Origin of the sequence: Nocardia sp. CA-107356 (assembly GCF_050946365.1) — a bacterium.
In the GTDB taxonomy this organism is placed as follows: Bacteria; Actinomycetota; Actinomycetes; order Mycobacteriales; family Mycobacteriaceae; genus Nocardia.
In genome coordinates this window covers 219,613-237,228 of the sequence record NZ_CP191992.1, presented here as the reverse complement: position 1 = coordinate 237,228, position 17,616 = coordinate 219,613, and the positions used below count along the sequence as shown (strand labels likewise).

Sequence of the window (17,616 nt, the reverse complement as noted above, 5' to 3'; positions counted from 1 at the left end):
GTGCACCGCGGTGTTGTCGTCCGCGGCTGGTGCTTCCAAACTCACTGCTCATCCTTCGTATCGAAACCGCTGGGTCGCTCCGCGGGCTCCGCTCCAACCCCGAAAACGTGCTCCCACGCCGCCGTGCTCGTCAGCGTCGGGTGGGCGGCGCGGTAACGCTGCTGCATTTCCGGGAAACGGGCGGCCAGTTCCTTGCGCAGCCGCATGGCCTCCTTGAACAGCCCGAGCGCCTGGCGCGGATCGCGCTTGCGGTAGACGACGCCGCGACCGTCCGCTGTGGTGACGGTGACGCCATCGACCTGCGAGAGCAGGAACCAACGGGCGTCCAGCGTCGGCACATTTAGCTGCGGATGCTCGTGGTGTTCGGCATGCGCCGGGCGGAAGTTGTGTACGACGCCCTTGGCCAGGCGGACGACCTTGGCGATCGGATTCGCGGGTTCACCGACCGCGCCGACACCGATATGGCTGGCCAGCGGCAGTTCGGTCGAGGACGGCAGGATGACCGCATCCGGGTACTGCTTACGCATTTCGTGCACGACGCCGAGCGCGCTGGGCAACAGCTGGAACAGCCGCTCCGGGCCGGCGAGGAAGTCCTTGATCGCCAGATTCTGGATGGCGACCGTTGAATACTCCAGGCAGAGTAGGTGTTTCAGGGTTGCCTTGACCGTGTTGACGACCATGCCGCGCCCGTTGCCCGGCATATGCAGCGATGCGACAACGAGGCGGTTGCGCAGGTGGAAGTACGCCTGCCAGTCGATCGCGTCGTCCTTATCGCTCCACGCCATATGCCAGACCGCGGCGCCGGGCAGCGTGACGGTCGAGTAGCCGTGATCGCGTGCGCGCAAACCGTATTCGACGTCGTCCCACTTCAGGAACAGCGGCAGCGGCTGACCGATCTCCTCGGCGACCCGACGAGGGATCACGCAGGTCCACCAGCCGTTGAAATCGACGTCGATGCGCCGATGCAGCAGCTTGGAGTTGTCGCGGTCCTTGAGCGGGTACTTCGAGAAGTCGTGGTCGTATTCGACATTCGGCGCGGAGGTCCACATGAAGATGCCGCGATCCACGACTTCACCCATGCTGTGCAGGTGTGAGCGTTCCTGCAGGTTGAGCATCTGGCCGCCGACCAGCATTGGCGACTTGGCGAAGCGGGCGAAGGCCAGTGCACGCAGGATCGAATCGGGTTCGATCTCGATATCGTCGTCCATGTAGACGATGTACTCGGCGTCGGTGGTCTTCAGCGCCTCGTACATGACCCGGCTGTAGCCACCCGAGCCACCGAGGTTGGGTTGGTTGCGGATGGCGAGCCGGTCGCCGAGCACCGCGGCGGCCTCGGTGAAGCCGGGCTCGTCGACCACCTTGCGGTTGCCCTGGTCGGCGACGATGACCGCGGCGATCTTATCCAGCACCAGTGGATCCGAACCGAGCGCGGCCAGCGTCTTCACCAGATCGGTCGGCCGGTTGAAGGTCGGCATGCCGACCGCGATGGTGCCGGCACCGGGCGCCTCGACCGGTGCGTACCAACCGCCCGCCAGCAAGGTGACGGCGGTGTCGGTGGTGATGTCGAACCAGATCCAGCCGCCGTCCTCGAACGGGCCGAGGTCGGTCTCGAATTCCAGGTGCACCGATTCGGTGCCGGGCGCGACCGCGAACTCCTTGCCCTGCACGTGGATTCGCGAGCCGTCCGCCTTGGACCGGTAGACGTCGACGCGACCGTGTCCGGCCAACTCGAGCCGAAGCACCACCGAGGACAGGATGCTCCAGCGCCGCCAGTAACTCGCGGGCAGTGCGTTGAAGTAGGTGCAGAACGACACCTCCGACTCCGCGCCGATCGACAGTGAGGTGCGGGTGGTGGCGTGCGCGCGTCGAGCGTTGGTCGGCGACTCCTCGACGTAGAGGGTGCGCACGTCCAGCGGTTCACCCGGCCGGGGCAGGATGATGCGCTGCAGCAGCGACTTCGCGCGGGTTTCGGTGGTCATGTCTTCCAACATCGATTGGGAGGTCATTCGTTGCTTTCATCCGAAAGAGGCTCGCCCGCCTCCAGGTGCGGCCGGAGGACATTGTCGAACATGCTGAGCGCGCTGCCGATGGCCATATGCATATCGAGGTACTGGTAGGTACCGAGGCGACCACCGAAAAGCACCTTCGCCGCGGCGGTTTCCTGCTTCGCGAGGCTGCGGTAGGCCTGCAGTTTCGCGCGGTCCTCCGGGGTGTTGATCGGATAGTAGGGCTCGTCACCGGTCTGCGCGAAGCGGGAGTACTCGCGCATGATGACGGTCTTGTCGTTCGGGTAGCTGTCGCGCTCCGGATGGAAGTGCCGCGGTTCGATGATGCGGGTGTAGGGCACATCGGAGTCGTTGTAGTTCATTACCGAGGTGCCCTGGTAGTCGCCGGTCTCGAGCACTTCGGTCTCGAAATCGATGGTGCGCCAGCCGAGTTCGCCCTCGCTGTAGTCGAAGTAGCGATCCACCGGGCCGGTGTAGACGACGGGTGCGTCCGGGTTCTCGGCGCGGATCTGCTCGCGCACGTCGAACCAGTCGGTGTCCAGTCGGACCTCGATCAGCTCCGAGGCGGCCATATTCTCCAGCCACTTCGTGTAGCCCGCTGTGGGCAGACCCTCGTAGGTGTCGTTGAAGTAGCGGTTGTCGAAGGTGTAGCGCACCGGCAGTCGGGTGATATTGCCCGCGGGCAGTTCCTTCGGATCGGTCTGCCACTGCTTGGCGGTGTAATCGCGGACGAACGCCTCGTACAGCGGACGGCCGATCAGCGAGATCGCCTTCTCCTCGAGGTTCTGCGCGTCCTTGGTCTCGACCTCCGATGCCTGTTCGGCGATCAGCTTGCGCGCCTCCTCGGGGGTGAAGTAGCGGCCGAAGAACTGGGAGATCAAACCGAGGCCCATCGGGAACTGGTAGGCCTGCCCCTTGTGCATCGCGAAGACCCGATGCTGATAGCCGGTGAATTCGGTGAACTGGGTCACGTAGTCCCAGACCCGCTTGTTCGAGGTGTGGAACAGGTGCGCCCCGTACTTGTGCACCTCGATCCCGGTCTGCGGCTCCGGCTCCGAATAGGCATTGCCGCCGAGGTGGTAGCGACGATCGATTACCAGCACCCGTTTGCCGAGCAGATTGGCGGTGCGTTCGGCGACGGTCAGCCCGAAGAATCCGGAGCCGACGACGATCAGATCGAACTGTGAGGCGGAGTTTGCGGAGTTACCCGGGGACGATGCGACGGTCACGGGAGCCCAGCGTATCGGAAGTCCGCGCGAGGTCCGGGTGGAGTCACGAGGTAGGCCGCAGTCGAGCGGATGCCACCCGAATTTCTCCTGAAGTTTGCCGAAACGGATATGCGGCGGCAACACAGCGACTATTACATATGCACGCGAACTGATCGCACGTCCAGTTCGTGGCCTCGCGTTGGTTCGTCGAATGCACCAACGCTGGCCTTTTCGAGCGACCTACAAGCAGTCGCTAGCGGCCCGACCTGGAAGACCTGATGATGCGGAATCTCCGTGCCCCATTGGTGGGCGTCCTCACGTTATTCGCCGTACTCGGTGCCGCGGTAGTCGTCCCGGCCCCCACGCGGGCGGCCGAGTTCGATTCGCTGGCGACGACAGCCGTCGAGGATGCGGGCGGCATATGCGTCACCGGTGCGCCGACCTTCGACGACATCGTCACCGCCACCGCCACCGCGCTGCGGACGGCCGTTCCCGGCGAGCAACTCGCTGCCTTCGACCGTCAGGTCGCCGATTTCCGCAGCACCGTCGCCGCGGTGCGGGTGCACCGGGACGGGCTGCCGGTCGCGCCGTCGACGGTGAACGAGCGCACCGAATTCCTGGACGATCCGATCGTCACCTACCTGGTCAACGGCCTGGACGCGGTACGCACCGGGCGACTCGACAGCACCATGTCGGTATCGCGGCTGACGGTCAACGATGTGATCGAGGTCTTCATCCTCGCGACCCGCATCGTGAAGATCCCGGCGCAGTTCGCGGCCAGTCTGGTGCCCACCGTCGGATTCTTCTTCAAGCCGATCGTCGGTGCGGTGTTCAGCGGCGTCAAGTCGCTGGCGCGCACCGTGCAGGACTTCCTGGCCGCGAACTGCGCCGCGCCGAACGCGTATCCGAAACTGGTGCTCGACGAATCCCGCTACACCGAACATGTCGAATTGCCGACGCCGCTGGTCGATCTCGCCAACACGCTGGTGCGGGCGAACGGAACATGTACGCCCGTTGCCGAATTGACTATGCGGACACTGGTCGAACGCACCAGAGCCTTCCTCGAACAAGCCGATCTGCCGCTGGACCGGGCCGGTCTGAACGCGGGAGCCGAGTCCCTGCAGGGCTTTCTGCGCGATAACCGCGTCGCCGAACTGGCGCTGATGCGCCGCACCGAGGAGTTGGGTCCGCTCGTCGACGCACTCGACTACGGTCCAGTGACCTTCCTGTCCAATCTCGGATTCGCCCTCTACGAAGGTAAGGCACTCGACACCGTCGCACTGGCCGATATCAAGGTAGAGAACGCCTTAGACCTGGCCACCCTGACCTTGGATGTGACCAGCCTGCTACTCACCGTCGCCAACCTGGCGGCCGGATGGACCGGCGTCACCGACACCATCCTCACCCCCCTGTCGATCGCACAAACACTGGCCTTCGCGCCAACCACATACGGCGCGCCGATCCTGAAGGGCGTCATCCAGTCCATGTGCGCCGCGTAACGAGCTGCATCCACCGGGCACCCTGTCTCACAGCCGGGCACATCGGGCAGGGGGTGCCCGGCTAGGCCACGGGGTGCCCGGTTCACATGGCAGGCCGATGCGCAGGGCGTCGGCGGCCGGGGCGAGGGCTCATTCGGGGAAGCCGATGTTCGACTCGACGGTGTTGCGGGTGGTGTACATGCGCCAGTAGTGGTCGCCCAGTTCGTCATTGGGCATGCGGACGATCTGCAAACCCGCTGGAATGGCTTCGGGGTGCTCGTCGATGATGCGCTCGGCCTTGCTGTTGGCGATCAGGACGCCGATGTTGAGCAGGCCCACGTAGATGCCGGTGTGCTGGAGTTCGACGGCGAGTTGGCGAACGTAGTTGCGTTGGGCGCCGAGGGCGACACCGACATTCGAAAGGTACGGGAGCGGGTTCTTATCGGAGACGCCCGAGGAGAAGAGCAGCGCTCCTTCGCCGCGCTCGAGCATTGCGGGGGCAACGGCACGGGTCATCCGGATCGGTGAGTAGACCTTCACCTCCAGCGGGATTCGGAGTGTGTCGGGATCGACATCCAGGGTCGATGGAATGCGGTCCGCCATTTCCATGGCGGCGCCGTGCATGGCGACGTCGATGTGGCCGAACTTGTTCGTGATGCCCTCGACCGCGCTCAGCAGCTGCTTCTCGTCGGTGAGATCCGCGGGGAAGGCGGCGGCCTCGATGCCCTCGGCGGTCAAGTCCTCGACATGCTCCTGCGCCTTATCCGGGTTCCGGCCGATGACCGCCACCCGGAACCCTTCGCGCCCGAACCGCCGCCCGGTACCCATGCCGAGCCCGGGCCCGAATCCGAATATCGCGATCGTCTTGGTCATACATCCTCGCTAAGTTGAGCAATGGTTCAAGTTAGCTTCGACGGTAGCATTAAGTTGAACCAAGGCTCAAGATAAATACGTCCTCGGATTTGTAGGATCGGCGAATGCCCGTGGACAAGCCGCTACGCAGCGACGCCCAACGCAACCGGGACGCGCTCGTATCCGCTGCCCGTGAGGTCTTCGAGGAACGCGGTCTCGACGCACCGCTGAAGGAGATCGCCGCCCGTGCCGGGGTCGCCATCGGCACCCTCTACAACCGCTTCCCCACCCGCGACGATCTCATCGCCGCCGCCGTCGAAGACCGCATCGAATCCGGTGCCCGCATCGCCCAGGAGGCGCTCGAAATCCATGACCCCTGGGAATCTTTCGTCTACCTGGTCGAAAAGGTCTGCGAACTCCAGGCCGCCGACCGCCTACTCAGCGATCTCGCCCTGCGCGGCGCCCCCAGCCCAGCCATCGCGCGCGCCCAGGAATACGGCCACGGCCTGATGCGCCGAATCGTCACCCGAGCCCAAGAATCCGGCGCCCTGCGCTCCGACTGGGTCCTCGAGGACATCGCCTTCATCACCTGGTCCCACACCCGCATCATCGAGGCCACCGCCAAAATCGCCCCCGAAGCCTGGCGCCGCCACCTCGCATTACTTCTCGACGGCCTCCGAGCCACCGCCGCCCACCCCCTCCCCGTACCCCCCATCACCGAACACCAACTGATGCAAGCGCTTCGGGGTTAGCCGACAACCGCACCCGGCCCGCAGACAGTCGCAGCCCACGTCAACAGCTGCAGCCCATATACGGCGCGCAGCCTTCGACATACCGCAGCCGGCTTCAGGGCAACTGTCTCGCCCAGTGAGGCCGGGACGACCTGTGGACCAAGGTCATTGGTATGGATAGGGCGGCTGACCGACAGGAGGCTGCTGCGGGTATTGCCCCGGCTGAAAGCCGGGCTGCTGATACAGATCCGGTACCGGCTGGCCGTATGCCTGCCCGAAGGGCGCAGGTTGCCCATACGGTGCGGCGGATGGCTGCGCGGGCTGACCATATGGCGCGGCATACGGTTGAACCGGCTGACCGTACGGGTAGGGGGTGCGGCCCGCGGCTATCCAGCGGCCGGTGGAACTGACGCAGGCGCAGATGAGGATGGTCAGCGGGATGACTCCCAGGACGCCGATTTCGGTGCGCCCGGTGGCGACGTTCACGACGGAACCGATCAGGCTCAGCGAGGACAGCATGATCAGGATCACCCGGCCTGCTGAGCTGCGACGGAACAGCAGGATAGCGCCGAGCAGCCAGAGGAGGGCGACAACTGCGCCGAGGGCGACGAGACCGTAGACGTAGCCGGGCACTTCCGGCGCGGTCGGGCCGAAGCGGGAATAGTCGTGCGCTTTGTTGTTCGCATTGACGGTTGCGATCAGTCCGATCACGACACCGACTGCGCCGAGCAGTCCCACGATCAAGCCGAATATCGCGGCGGTGATCGCGGTGCCACCGCTCGGCGGCCGCTGATAGCCGTATGCGGGTTGCGGATAGCCATAGCCCGGTTGGCCGTACGGATAGCCCATCGAGATCTCCCCTCCCACTTCGATCGCGAAACTGTACCGCGCACAGGCATTTCGCTCGACTGCTGGCGGCATATCGCCCGGTTCAGACGCATTCACCAAGTGCTGCAACGGCTCAGCGCAGGTGGGCGTGCGCCACCGTCAGTAGATCGACGCTCGGCGAGATGGGCGAGCTGCGGTCCAACGGACGGCGTACCTGCTTGCGGCCAAGAGGAAAATGAGGAGGGGGACGGCGATGTCTATTGCGTTGCGGAGCAGGTTTTCCTGGATCAGGGCGCTCATCTGGCCGACGAGGCCGAACAAAGGTGACACCCACACGGGATGGTCTGCGGTGGACCACCAGAAGATGCCGAGGCCGAATTCGTAGTTGATGAGCGAAAAAACAAGTCCGACAATGCCGATCGCGGTCGAAACGCCCGACGCGACGATCAGCGTGTTCCGACCGGTCTCGTCCTGACGCCAGAGCTGGACGCCGCCGAAGATCAGGGCGAAGGCCATCAGTGCCGCGCCGAGTGTCGTGAAAATGACGAGGGAATTGTCGAAGCGGCTTCGATCGCCGATGAAGTCGATCAGCAGCGATGTGCCGCCGACCAGGTCGGTCGATCCGCCGAGCACCGCCAGCACTGCGGCGGTCTGCGCGACCGCACCACTCGGCATCCGATCTCCGCGCCGATACAGCATCGCCGACGCTCCTCCCCACTAGTTGCGGACCACCCGATCCTACGGCCACCGGGCTCCGCTCAGTAGCGTCGCGGCTTTGCCGCAATCCAGCGGCCGGTAGACGGCACGACGGCGGAGACGAGCGTGACCAGCGGCGCAAGCGCAATCATCAGCGCGAACGCCAGAAGATCTAATTTATCCCTGACGTGTACTGCTTGGGCGATGGCGAAGATCAGGCAGAGCGCGGAGGTGATGATCACCAGAACTCGTCCGGCCGTCGTGCGAAGGAACAGCAGTGTCGCACCGAGTAACCATAGAAATGCACCAATAGCGCCACCGACGACGATGCGGACCACCTCGCCGGACAGATACTCCCGATCGAGGTCGCCGAACGCGAACATGCCAGCGGAGCAGGTCCCGAGTGCCAGCACTGATCCGAAGATCAGCGCTAACGCCGCCGCGACGATCGCGCTGGCGCCGTTGGGTGCAGCTTCGGGACGTCTGAAGGCGGGCGGAGGCAGATCACGCCCCGGCCCACCATATGGATAATTCATCGAAATCCCCCTCTCACATCGCGAACCCTACCGCCCCATAAGCGATTCGGCTGCTCATCGAATCCGACATCACGGTGCGCCCACTCGACGTTTGCGCAGCCATGTCCCACCCACCGGGCGATCGAGCAGCTACGGGCGAATCACGAGTAGGGCGCCCGCACGCACATACGGACGCCCTACTCGATCATCCAGCAGCACTGGAGCTTTCGTGTTATCGAAGGTTGGCCTCGGCATAGGCGTTCATCGCGTCGCGCACGAATTCGCTTGTGCCTTCACCGTGTACGTCGTAGTTGGCCGCGAAGCGCGGGTCGGCGACGTACATTTCGCCGAGTCCGGTGAAGTACTCGAAGGACGGGCGGCCCTGGGAACCGACACCCACGTAGTCGTAGTGCCGTGCGACGATGGCCTGGACCTCATCGCTATCGGGGGCGAGACCGGCCGCGTGCGCCCGACCGTAGTCGGCGGCGATATCCAGGTGGGCCTGGACGTGCGCCTTCCTATCCGCCTCGCTGAGCGAACGCCACCAGCGGTCGCCGCTGTCGTAGGCGTCCTTGCCCCAGCGTTCGATCACCTCACCCTTGTACCGAGTGTGGTCGAAACCGTCGAAAACCTCTGCCGCCATGAGTTGTTCACCTCGTTCCGTCTTGTGCAGCGTGATGGTCACCGACTCGATCTGGCGCCGGATCCGATCCTGTTCCTGCCGAAGCAGTTCCAGGTGCGTGCGCAGCGCGGCGGCGGTGTCCTGTTCGCCCGCGAAAACTTCGGCGATGACCGGAAGGCCGAGGCCGAGTTCGCGCAGGAGCAGGATGCGTTGCAGCCGAACCAGGGAGCCCTGGTCGTAGAAGCGGTAGCCGTTGGTGCCGATCCGGCTCGGCGGCAGCAGCCCGAGCTGCCCGTAGTGGCGCAGTGTCCGGCTGGTGGTACCGGCCGCCTTGGCCAGATCCTGGATGGACCATTCGGTGCGCGTCGACATGACCTGTTCTCCCTTCTTTCTCGTCGGTACAACCAGCTTGCAAGTTGACGCTACGTCAAGGTCAACCCAATTCGACGCGGGTTTTCTACCGGGCCGCTACCGGCGCGGGCCGGTCCACCTCCACGGTGGGCACGACCCGCGGCTTGCCGACCATCTGGCCGAGCAGGGTGCCGCCGAGTGCGATGACGAGTCCGAGCACCTGCAGCGGGCTCAACGCCTGGCCGAGTGCGATCCACCCGATCAGCGCCGCCGAGACCGGGCTGAGCAGTCCGAGGAATGCGACCGAGGTGGCGGGCACCCGGGAGATGCCGCGGAACCAGAGGAAGTACGCCACCGCCGTGCCGATCACGCCGAGGTAGAGGTAGCCACCGATGGCCCGGCCGTCGAGCGCGGGCGGCGCACCCTCGATGAGAAAGGCGAGTGGTGTGATGAACAGGCCGCCCGCGGTGAGCTGCCATCCGGTGATCGCGAGCGGCCCGACGCCTTCTGGCCTACCCCAGCGCTGGGTGAGCACGGTGCCCAACGCCATGGACGCCGCTCCCGCGAGTCCGGCGACAATGCCGACGGTGTCGAGTTGGGCATTGGCCCGCAGCACGACGAGCGCGACACCGAAGACCCCGATCAGACCTGCAATCACCTTGCGCCCGTTGGGCTTTTCGGCGAGTACGACGGTCGCGAAGGCCAGCGCGAACATCGGGGCGACGGCGCCGAGCACTCCGGCCACACCGCCGGGGAGCCGATATGCGGCCAGGAACAGCAGCGGGAAGAACGCGCCGATATTGAGGACGCCGAGTGCCGCGGCGCGCCCGACCCAGACTCCGCGCGGCAGGACGCGGGTGATGGCGAGCAGCGCGAGTCCGACGGGCAGTGCGCGCATCAGCGCGGTGAAGAGCGGACGGTCCGGTGGCAGGAATTCGGTGGTGACCGCGTAGGTGGAGCCCCAGGCGATCGGGGCGAGTGCGGCGAGCGCCAAGGTGCCCGCGTACGAGTTACGCGTGGCGGTGGTTGTTGTCATGTCGGTCGCTCCTCATTGATAATCTCAACGTTGAAATATCTACTCGCTGTCATATATCACCGTCAAGTAGATGAATGTTGAGATAATCACTATCGAGAGGAACGCCGTGGCCGACGCGATAGATCTGTTCACCGAGCACTGGAACCGGGAACGGCCGGAGGTCGACGTGTCACCGATGGCGGTGATCGGCCGCATCCAGCGGCTCTCCCGACTGCTGGAGCAGGAGCTGAAGAAGTTCTTCGCCGGACACGGACTCGAGTTATGGGAGTTCGACATGCTCGCGACGCTGCGCCGCTCCGGCGGCTCGAAGGGACTCACCGCGGGCGCGCTGAACCAGGTCGCCATGCTCACCTCGGGCGCCATCACCAACCGCATCGACCGACTGGCCGCCAAGGGACTGGTCGAACGCGCGCCCTGCCCCGAGGACCGCAGAGCCATCCTGGTTCAGCTCACCGCAACGGGCCGCACTCTGATCGACGACCTACTGCCCTTGCACATGGCAAACGAACAACGCCTGCTCGCCATACTCGCTCAGCAAGACCGCGGCCAACTGGCAGACCTGCTCCGCACCCTGGCCGAATCGCTGGGCGATACCGCAGCCTCCTGATCCCTACCTGCCCAGATCAAGGCACCGTCTCCCGCCTCCGCGGCTACTCGCTTGTCGACCCGCCGGAGCGAGCCGGCGGGCGGGGCGGGGTCGGAGTCGATGCGGTCTTCGGTGCGACGGTATCCCCGGGCGCGATCGTGGAACCTCCTGGCGGCGTGGCACTCTCGAATCCGAGCGCACTACCGGGCGTTGCGTCCTCGGGTGAGACGCTGCTGGCAGGCGGCACCGCACCGCCCGGCTTACCCTTGTGCGTCGCGGTTCCATGCGGATCCGGCACCAATTGCATGAGGGTTGCGAAGTCGACGACCTGTACTCCGAGGGTCGGGGTCGCGATGATGACGCCGTTGGCGAAAAGTCGGTACGTGCCAGCGTTTTGGGCGAGCGCCATCTCCGGGCCGAGCGGCTGGCCGACCGCGCTGTTCGCGCCGCCGATCCGGCGATATTCGACGTCGATAGGCGATTCGACCATGAGGGTCTGCTTGCGCGGATCGACGGCCGGCGTACCCGCGCCCACCACCGGAGTGCCGAGTTCGGCCGGTGTCGGTCCGACATCGAAGGCGTAGATATCGGCCGGTTGCCCACCATCGGGCGCGGCGGAGTACTCCGAACGCAGAATCCGCCCGTCCCGCAGCAGCACCGTCCCCGCGGTCGTCGCGATGGCCCGGGCCACGCGGGGATCCTCCTTGGCGGTGCCCGGATAGACCTGGCAGTCGGTGGTGTCGCAGGTCTGCGCGTAGGGGTAGCGATGTTCGGCCAGTGCATACGAGCGCGACGCGATCGCCTGTGCGCGAAGGGCTTCCGTCGCACCCTTATCGACCCAGTTGGCCTGCACCTCGGCCGGGACGACGCCGAGCAGATAGTCCTCGACGTCGACGCGATTCACCGTGCGCGCCTCGCCGTGCTCCATCGCAACGCCGAGCGAGCCGCGATAGGCCGAACCGCCGCACAGCCTCAAGTGCTCGGCGGCGGGGCGGTTGGGCCGGGGGTTGAGCGGATAGATCCACGGGTCGCGGGTCACCGTTTGCCACAGCATCTCGCCGTCACAGCCAACCGTGACGACCGCCTTCGCGCCGCCGTCGGGTAGCGCAGTGAGATGGGCGACCTGGCCGGGTGCGAGCAGTTTGCCCGCGACGCGCAATCCCGCGTCGGCGTAGGCGTCCACGGTGGAGTCGTCCTGCTCCAGCAGCCGCACCGCGACGGTGGTTGCCGTGATCTTGTTCAGCGTTGCGCCCGGGTAGTAATGGTCGAGGATGCGCTCGGCGGCCCACCCCTCGAGGGCGCTGTCGAATGCGCCGACCTGACTCATCCCGCGCCCATGACCGGGTCCGGACAGCGGCCGATATGGCGCGTCGGTCGGCCAGACCAAGCAGGCGAGTACGGTTCCGGCCAGCATGGCCGCACCACCTGTGACCAGTACCGGACGGATGGATATCGAGGTTCGCGATATCGGCCTGCGACCAATTCGTATACGCGCCGCTGTCGTTTTCACCCGCCATTTCTTCTCCCGCGCTGTGTTGAATCGGCGGTGTTCGCGGGGCTCGCCGCGGTCACGCTTCGCTACCGCCTCCGAGCTCGCGACTCGGGCAATTCGCTGCTGTTCGCGTCGCATCCGTTCACTCCCACGGTTTTTCAGGACCTGATCGGTTCGATACCGCTCGGCATGTCGTTCCATCCGGTCGCAATCCGAGAGCTACATTCGAGCAATCACATAATCCTCAACCAGAGGTTTAAGATTTGTGACAGTTGTAAACTAGTGTGATCGTTGATGCATCAGGAAGCAACCCTGACATTCGTGCAGATGATCGCTCGGTTCGAACTGAATGGAGACGCTCGTGCCGTACCGCAAACCGAAACGTTCCTACGTGCTCCCGGTTGTCACCACTCTTGCGGTAGCGGCGCCGCTCGCGACTTTCACGCTGAGCGACTCGACCGAATACCGCTCGACCACCGGTAGCGAGCTCGCCGCAATACCCGCACAGTTGGCCGAAGTGGTCCTCACCACGGTGCCCGACATCACCCTTCCACTAGGCGACCTCACCGGGCTCGAGCTGCCCGATCTGCATCTTTCGGATCTACGGATGCTGCTTCCGGAATCCACTCCGATTCCGCAGGGGCTGCCGCGGTCGCCCGGCGTCGAACTACCGAAGGAATTTCAGGTCCCCAAGCCGAATTCCGGACAGGGCACACCGAGTCAATCCGTTCCGGGTCAATCTCTCCCCGGCCAGTTCTTCCCTGGTCAGTTCTTCCCTGGTCAGTCGCTCCCCAGTCAGTCGCTCCCCAGTCAGTCGCTCCCCAGTCAGTCGCTCCCCGGCGAAACAGCTCCGGGTCGATCCACTCCCGGCCAGACCGTTCCGGGCCAAACTCTGCCAGGTCAGAGCCCCTATACAGGGCAGGGCACCACACTCGGTGAGGGCACCACGCCCGGTCAAAGCATGGCGCCCGGCCAGAGCACCACACCTGGTCAGAACACCACACCCGGCCAGACCGTTCCGGGCCAAACTCTGCCAGGTCAGACCCCCTATACAGGGCAGGACACCACACTCGGTGAGGGCGCCACGCCCGGTCAAAGCATGGCACCCGGCCAGAACACCACACCTGGCCAGAGCACCGCGCCCGGCCAGAGCACCACACCCGGCCAGAGCACCACACTTGGTCAGGGCACCGCGCCCGGCCAAAGCACCACACCTGGTCAAAGCACCACACCTGGCCAGGGCACCACACTTGGTCAGGGCACCACACTTGGTCAGGGCACCACACTTGGTCAGGGCACCACACCCGGTGAGAGCACCACTCCCGGCCACACCGCTCCAGTCCAACCGAACCAACGCCACTCATCGGCCGCCGGCTTCATCGCAGACCCCAGCCAGCTGGAGCCCGGAATCACCCCGGACACACCCGCGCTGGCGCCGGGCGCCGTCCCTCCGGAACTGCTCAGCCAGGTCGGCGCGCAGGTCAAGGAAGTCAGCCGCGATACACCGTTCAGCGTCGTCGCACTGACCGCGCATGATCTGGTGAACACCAAGGCGATGATCCGGGCTCGCCAGTCCGACGACACCTGGGGTCCCTGGTACGACACCGAAGCCGTCGATACCCGCCGCAACGATCGGGCGACGGGCGGCACCACCGGCACCGAACCGATCTACGTGGGTGACACCAAGTCCGTGCAGATCCTGGTGACCGGCAAGCCGACCGCGGCGATCTCACCGCGTCCCCCGACAGCGGGCGATGCGGAGGGCGCCGCGCCGAAGCGGCCCAGCCAGCCTGCCGCACGCTCGGATGATCCGGCCCAGACCGCTGCCGCACTGACGGCCGTGCTGATCGATCCGGGCCGAGGGGCCATCGACGGCACGCTCAACAATGTCGCGGCGGCGCTGCCCGCCGGCGGACCCAATGTCATCACCCGATCCCAGTGGGGCGCGGACGAATCCATCCGCTGCGAAGAACCCACCTACGACGACCAGGTCGGCGGCATCACGGTGCACCACACCGCCGGCCGCAACGACTACACCCCGGCCGAATCCGCTGGCATCGTCCGCGCGATCTACGCCTATCACGCAAAGACGTTGGGCTGGTGCGATATCGGCTACAACGCGCTGGTCGACAAGTACGGCCAGATCTTCGAGGGCCGCTTCGGCGGACTGGACCGGCCGGTGCAGGGCGCGCATGCGGGTGGGTTCAACGAGAACACCTCGGGTGTGGCACTGATGGGCAACTACGAGTCCGAGGAGCCCTCGAACGAGGCGCTCGACGCGGTCGGCCGGTTCATCGGCTGGCGGTCCAAGATCGCGGGTCTCGACCCCAAGGGCTACACCACGATGTACTCCGAAGGCACCGAGTTCACCTCCTACCCGGAGGGCCAGGCGGTCCGGCTGCCGGTGGTTTTCGCGCACCGCGACGTCGGCAATACCAGCTGCCCAGGTGACGCCGCCTACGCCGATATGGACCGCATCCGCGATATCGCCGCGGGCATGTCGGCGCCCTCCGGCATATCCAGCAAGCCGCAACAGCAGGCGCAGGCACCGCAACAGCAGGCACCGCAGCAACAACAGTCGCAGACCGCCCCACGCACACAGTCCGATATCGCAACGCTCGCCGCGCTGACGGCCAAGCTGCTCGGCATGGTGAATCAGAATCCGATCGCCAAACACTGGGCCGATCGGGGTGGTCCGGACGGCCCGCTCGGCGCGGCCGTATCCGAGCCGATGCCCGCCGCCCAGGGCCAGCAGTACGCCAAATTCGTCAACGGGTATGCCTACACCGGCGCGAATGGTCAGGTGTACGAGGTGATGGGCTCGATCCTGGAGCGCTTCCTCGCCCTCGGCGCCGATACCGGGATCCTCGGCCTCCCGCTGAGTAACAGCTACGCGGTGCTGAACGGACTGCGCACCGACTTCCAGTACGGCTCACTGGTTCTCAACCAACTGACCGGCATCGTCACCGCAGTCTGGAATACCTATAACGAGACCAACCAGCAGCAGATCAGCCGCAACCCGGTCGGCCAGGTCGTCGCACCGGACCCCGCCCCGGCTGGCTGACCATCCAACGCCGAGCCCAGCTCCGACTATCGCGTCGGCCAGCTGGGCTCGACGTATTTCTCCGTCCGAAACCAAGGGCCGCTTCGATATCTGCGCCCATTCGGCCGGATTCGACTTCGACTCACCGAAATTCGGTCAGCCCCGGCACGCACGCGCATCGGGCACATCGCCGCATCTGAAGCCGACATCCCACGAGAGGATCCGGCCGCAGTGGTCTGCCGAATCGGAGCTCGCTCAGACCCACCAGCGCTCGAGTACCTGCGCCACACCGTCTTCGGAGTTCGCCGCGGTGACTTCGTCCGCGGCGGCGAGCGCTTCCGGGTGCGCGTTGGCCATCGCGACGCCGTGGCCGACCATGGCCAGCATCGGGACATCGTTGGGCATATCGCCGAATGCGATGATCGCGGAATGTTCGACGCCGAGGCGCTGGGCCACGGTCGCCAGGCCGGAGGCCTTGGTGACGCCGGGTGCGGAGAGTTCGATCAGTCCGTGGTCGGTCGAGTAGGTGATATCGGCACGGTCGCCGATCAGTGGTGCCAGGACCGCGCGCATATCGGCGCTACTGGAACCGCGTAGTCGGACCAGCATCTTGATCGCGGGCGCGTCGATGACCTCGCTGCGCGAGACCTCGGTGTCATCCGGATTGAGCCACGCGTGCTCGTATTCCGGCGAACTCACGAATTGGGGCGTCACCGCGTCGTGCGCGCTGGCGCCGACGCGTTCGGCGGCGAGACCACAGCCGGGCAGCGCGCGTTCGGCCAGATCGGCGATCCAGGACAGGGCGTCCACGTCCAGCGTCCGGCTGGCGAGCACCCGATCGGCCGCGCTGTCGTAGATCACCGCACCGTTGCCGCAGACACACAGCGGCGCGTAGCCGAGTCCGTCGACCACCGGATCGATCCAGCGTGGCGGCCTACCGGTGGCAAGGACGAACGGAACACCATCGGTGATCAGGGCGTCCACCGCCGCTTTGGTTCGCGCGGTAACCCGCTCGTCGTGATCGATGAGGGTGCCGTCCACATCGGTGGCAACCATCTTCGGCTTGGGCAGGTGCAGGCGCGTCACCTATTCCATCCTGCCGGACGACCATCTCGGCGAGGTCGCGACTATCACCACAGCCTCGAACCGCCGATCGGCTCGAGCCGTTTGCGGCTGTCACTCCGATGACGGTCGCCGCCATACGGAGTCGTCGGCCGCCGTTGTCGGATCGGACTGTTCTATCGCCGGATCGGGCTGTGGTTTCGCCGGATCGGGCTGGGGATATGTGGGGGCTGCCGGAGGGTTTGCCGACCAGTCCGAGTGCGTGCCCGCCGGGGATGCGGGCTGCGTCCCTGCCTGATCGGTTCCCGAATACACCGAACCCGCCTGCGCCGTTGCACCAGCTGACGAACCGTATTGCGGATAAACCGTCGGCGTGGGCGAGTAGGGCGTCCGGCCCGATCCGGGCGAATACGCCACTGGTCCAGCCGGAGGTATGGCGGGTCCGTACGGATACCTGGCCACAGGCGGTGCGTACGCGGCCGCCGGGTCGGAGTTCAACCAGCGCGTCGTCGGAGGTATGAGGGCGAGGACCGTGGTGGCGATCGGGAACACCAGCCCGATCAGGCCGCTGACGCCGCTGCCGATCGCCGCCGCGCCACCACCCGTGGTGGTGTAGCGCAGTGTCACCACATGCTCCGCGATCCCGGTGATCACGACCACCGCACACCCCGCAACGACCAGCGCCCGACCGAGCGGCTTCCTGGTGAACGTCATGATCGCACCGACGCCGAGCAGGATCGCCGTGATCAGCGCGAGAACGCCGGTCACCAGCGCATAGGCCTTGAACCAGTGCTGTGCGAACAGGCCGGTCGAGTCGTAGTCGGCGAGGTCGGTCCCCAGACCCGTGACCCCGAGCACGATAGTCACACCGCCGCCGAGCAATTGGCCCGCACTGCCGATACACGCGAGCACCCCGGCGGTGATCGCGGTGCCGCCGGATGCGGGCGGCAACGGAGCCGGTGGATAAGGCTCATATTGCGGATAACCCATGAAGTCCCCCCTTAGAGCGCCGGGAAAAGCCCGGACGCACCTGCGACGACAGAATAAAGGACATGCCGATCCAACGCGTGTCACGCACGGTCGCACCCACGTCCTTATGATCAGGGACTA

At 65.6% G+C, this 17,616-nt stretch carries 15 protein-coding genes; 4 read left to right on the top strand and 11 right to left on the bottom strand.

Features of this window, described 5'->3' with window-relative positions:
* Positions 1-41: 41 nt before the first annotated feature.
* Entirely contained in the window at positions 42-2,006 is a 1,965-nt protein-coding gene (locus ACQP1G_RS01110) for a glycosyltransferase (protein ID WP_433197478.1), read from the bottom strand.
* Positions 2,003-3,235, bottom strand: coding sequence for a UDP-galactopyranose mutase (gene glf, locus ACQP1G_RS01105; RefSeq protein WP_433197476.1), 1,233 nt, complete (start codon positions 3,233-3,235; stop codon positions 2,003-2,005). Before glf ends, ACQP1G_RS01110 begins: the two co-directional genes overlap by 4 nt.
* Before the next feature lie 257 nt (positions 3,236-3,492).
* Here glf and ACQP1G_RS01100 point away from each other — a divergent pair, with 257 nt between their 5' ends.
* A complete protein-coding gene (locus ACQP1G_RS01100) occupies positions 3,493-4,713 on the top strand; it encodes a hypothetical protein (RefSeq protein ID WP_433197474.1) in 1,221 nt (406 codons plus the stop codon).
* Positions 4,714-4,842: 129 nt separating this feature from the next.
* Here ACQP1G_RS01100 and ACQP1G_RS01095 read toward each other — a convergent pair whose 3' ends face one another.
* The gene (locus tag ACQP1G_RS01095; protein ID WP_433197472.1) at positions 4,843-5,565 is read right to left on the bottom strand and encodes an SDR family NAD(P)-dependent oxidoreductase; all 723 of its coding nucleotides are present in this window, start codon (positions 5,563-5,565) and stop codon (positions 4,843-4,845) included.
* Between the two features lie 104 nt (positions 5,566-5,669).
* Between ACQP1G_RS01095 and ACQP1G_RS01090 the strand changes: the two genes are divergently transcribed.
* A complete protein-coding gene (locus tag ACQP1G_RS01090; protein WP_433197470.1) occupies positions 5,670-6,296 on the top strand; it encodes a TetR/AcrR family transcriptional regulator in 627 nt (208 codons plus the stop codon).
* Between the two features lie 144 nt (positions 6,297-6,440).
* Here the strand turns inward: ACQP1G_RS01090 and ACQP1G_RS01085 are convergent, their stop codons facing one another.
* From ACQP1G_RS01085 to ACQP1G_RS01065, 5 genes are all read right to left on the bottom strand, one after another.
* Positions 6,441-7,124, bottom strand: coding sequence for a hypothetical protein (locus ACQP1G_RS01085; protein ID WP_433197468.1), 684 nt, complete (start codon positions 7,122-7,124; stop codon positions 6,441-6,443).
* Positions 7,125-7,262: 138 nt separating this feature from the next.
* Positions 7,263-7,745: a hypothetical protein gene (locus tag ACQP1G_RS01080; protein WP_433197466.1), complete on the bottom strand. Its 483-nt coding sequence runs from the start codon at positions 7,743-7,745 to the stop codon at positions 7,263-7,265.
* Positions 7,746-7,861: 116 nt separating this feature from the next.
* Positions 7,862-8,212: a hypothetical protein gene (locus ACQP1G_RS01075; RefSeq protein WP_433197464.1), complete on the bottom strand. Its 351-nt coding sequence runs from the start codon at positions 8,210-8,212 to the stop codon at positions 7,862-7,864.
* Between the two features lie 334 nt (positions 8,213-8,546).
* Positions 8,547-9,308 (bottom strand): MerR family transcriptional regulator, encoded by a 762-nt coding sequence (locus tag ACQP1G_RS01070; protein WP_433197462.1) that lies wholly within the window; start codon positions 9,306-9,308, stop codon positions 8,547-8,549.
* An 85-nt stretch (positions 9,309-9,393) separates the two neighbouring features.
* Entirely contained in the window at positions 9,394-10,323 is a 930-nt protein-coding gene (locus ACQP1G_RS01065; RefSeq protein ID WP_433197460.1) for an EamA family transporter, read from the bottom strand.
* Positions 10,324-10,393: 70 nt separating this feature from the next.
* On the opposite strand from ACQP1G_RS01065, the gene ACQP1G_RS01060 reads away from it, so the two are divergent.
* The gene (locus tag ACQP1G_RS01060) at positions 10,394-10,930 is read left to right on the top strand and encodes a MarR family winged helix-turn-helix transcriptional regulator (protein WP_433197458.1); all 537 of its coding nucleotides are present in this window, start codon (positions 10,394-10,396) and stop codon (positions 10,928-10,930) included.
* Positions 10,931-10,973: 43 nt separating this feature from the next.
* Here ACQP1G_RS01060 and ACQP1G_RS01055 read toward each other — a convergent pair whose 3' ends face one another.
* The gene (locus ACQP1G_RS01055; protein ID WP_433197456.1) at positions 10,974-12,323 is read right to left on the bottom strand and encodes a SpoIID/LytB domain-containing protein; all 1,350 of its coding nucleotides are present in this window, start codon (positions 12,321-12,323) and stop codon (positions 10,974-10,976) included.
* 439 nt (positions 12,324-12,762) lie between these two features.
* On the opposite strand from ACQP1G_RS01055, the gene ACQP1G_RS01050 reads away from it, so the two are divergent.
* Complete coding sequence (locus ACQP1G_RS01050; RefSeq protein WP_433197454.1) at positions 12,763-15,465, top strand: N-acetylmuramoyl-L-alanine amidase; 2,703 nt, start codon at positions 12,763-12,765, stop codon at positions 15,463-15,465.
* Positions 15,466-15,699: 234 nt separating this feature from the next.
* Here ACQP1G_RS01050 and ACQP1G_RS01045 read toward each other — a convergent pair whose 3' ends face one another.
* Both ACQP1G_RS01045 and ACQP1G_RS01040 read right to left on the bottom strand, forming a co-directional pair.
* Positions 15,700-16,500, bottom strand: coding sequence for an HAD family hydrolase (locus ACQP1G_RS01045; protein ID WP_433209492.1), 801 nt, complete (start codon positions 16,498-16,500; stop codon positions 15,700-15,702).
* 120 nt (positions 16,501-16,620) lie between these two features.
* Positions 16,621-17,496, bottom strand: coding sequence for a hypothetical protein (locus ACQP1G_RS01040; protein WP_433197452.1), 876 nt, complete (start codon positions 17,494-17,496; stop codon positions 16,621-16,623).
* Between the last annotated feature and the right edge of the window lie 120 nt (positions 17,497-17,616).

Coding starts and splice junctions, on each gene's coding strand:
- ACQP1G_RS01055 (WP_433197456.1), bottom strand. CDS start 12,323: ATGCTGGCCGGAACCGTACTCGCCTGCTTGGTCTGGCCGACCGACGCG.
- ACQP1G_RS01065 (WP_433197460.1), bottom strand. CDS start 10,323: ATGACAACAACCACCGCCACGCGTAACTCGTACGCGGGCACCTTGGCG.
- ACQP1G_RS01070 (WP_433197462.1), bottom strand. CDS start 9,308: ATGTCGACGCGCACCGAATGGTCCATCCAGGATCTGGCCAAGGCGGCC.
- ACQP1G_RS01085 (WP_433197468.1), bottom strand. CDS start 7,124: ATGGGCTATCCGTACGGCCAACCGGGCTATGGCTATCCGCAACCCGCA.
- ACQP1G_RS01060 (WP_433197458.1), top strand. CDS start 10,394: ATGAATGTTGAGATAATCACTATCGAGAGGAACGCCGTGGCCGACGCG.
- ACQP1G_RS01100 (WP_433197474.1), top strand. CDS start 3,493: ATGATGCGGAATCTCCGTGCCCCATTGGTGGGCGTCCTCACGTTATTC.
- ACQP1G_RS01045 (WP_433209492.1), bottom strand. CDS start 16,500: ATGGTTGCCACCGATGTGGACGGCACCCTCATCGATCACGACGAGCGG.
- ACQP1G_RS01090 (WP_433197470.1), top strand. CDS start 5,670: ATGCCCGTGGACAAGCCGCTACGCAGCGACGCCCAACGCAACCGGGAC.
- ACQP1G_RS01040 (WP_433197452.1), bottom strand. CDS start 17,496: ATGGGTTATCCGCAATATGAGCCTTATCCACCGGCTCCGTTGCCGCCC.
- ACQP1G_RS01095 (WP_433197472.1), bottom strand. CDS start 5,565: ATGACCAAGACGATCGCGATATTCGGATTCGGGCCCGGGCTCGGCATG.
- ACQP1G_RS01110 (WP_433197478.1), bottom strand. CDS start 2,006: ATGACCTCCCAATCGATGTTGGAAGACATGACCACCGAAACCCGCGCG.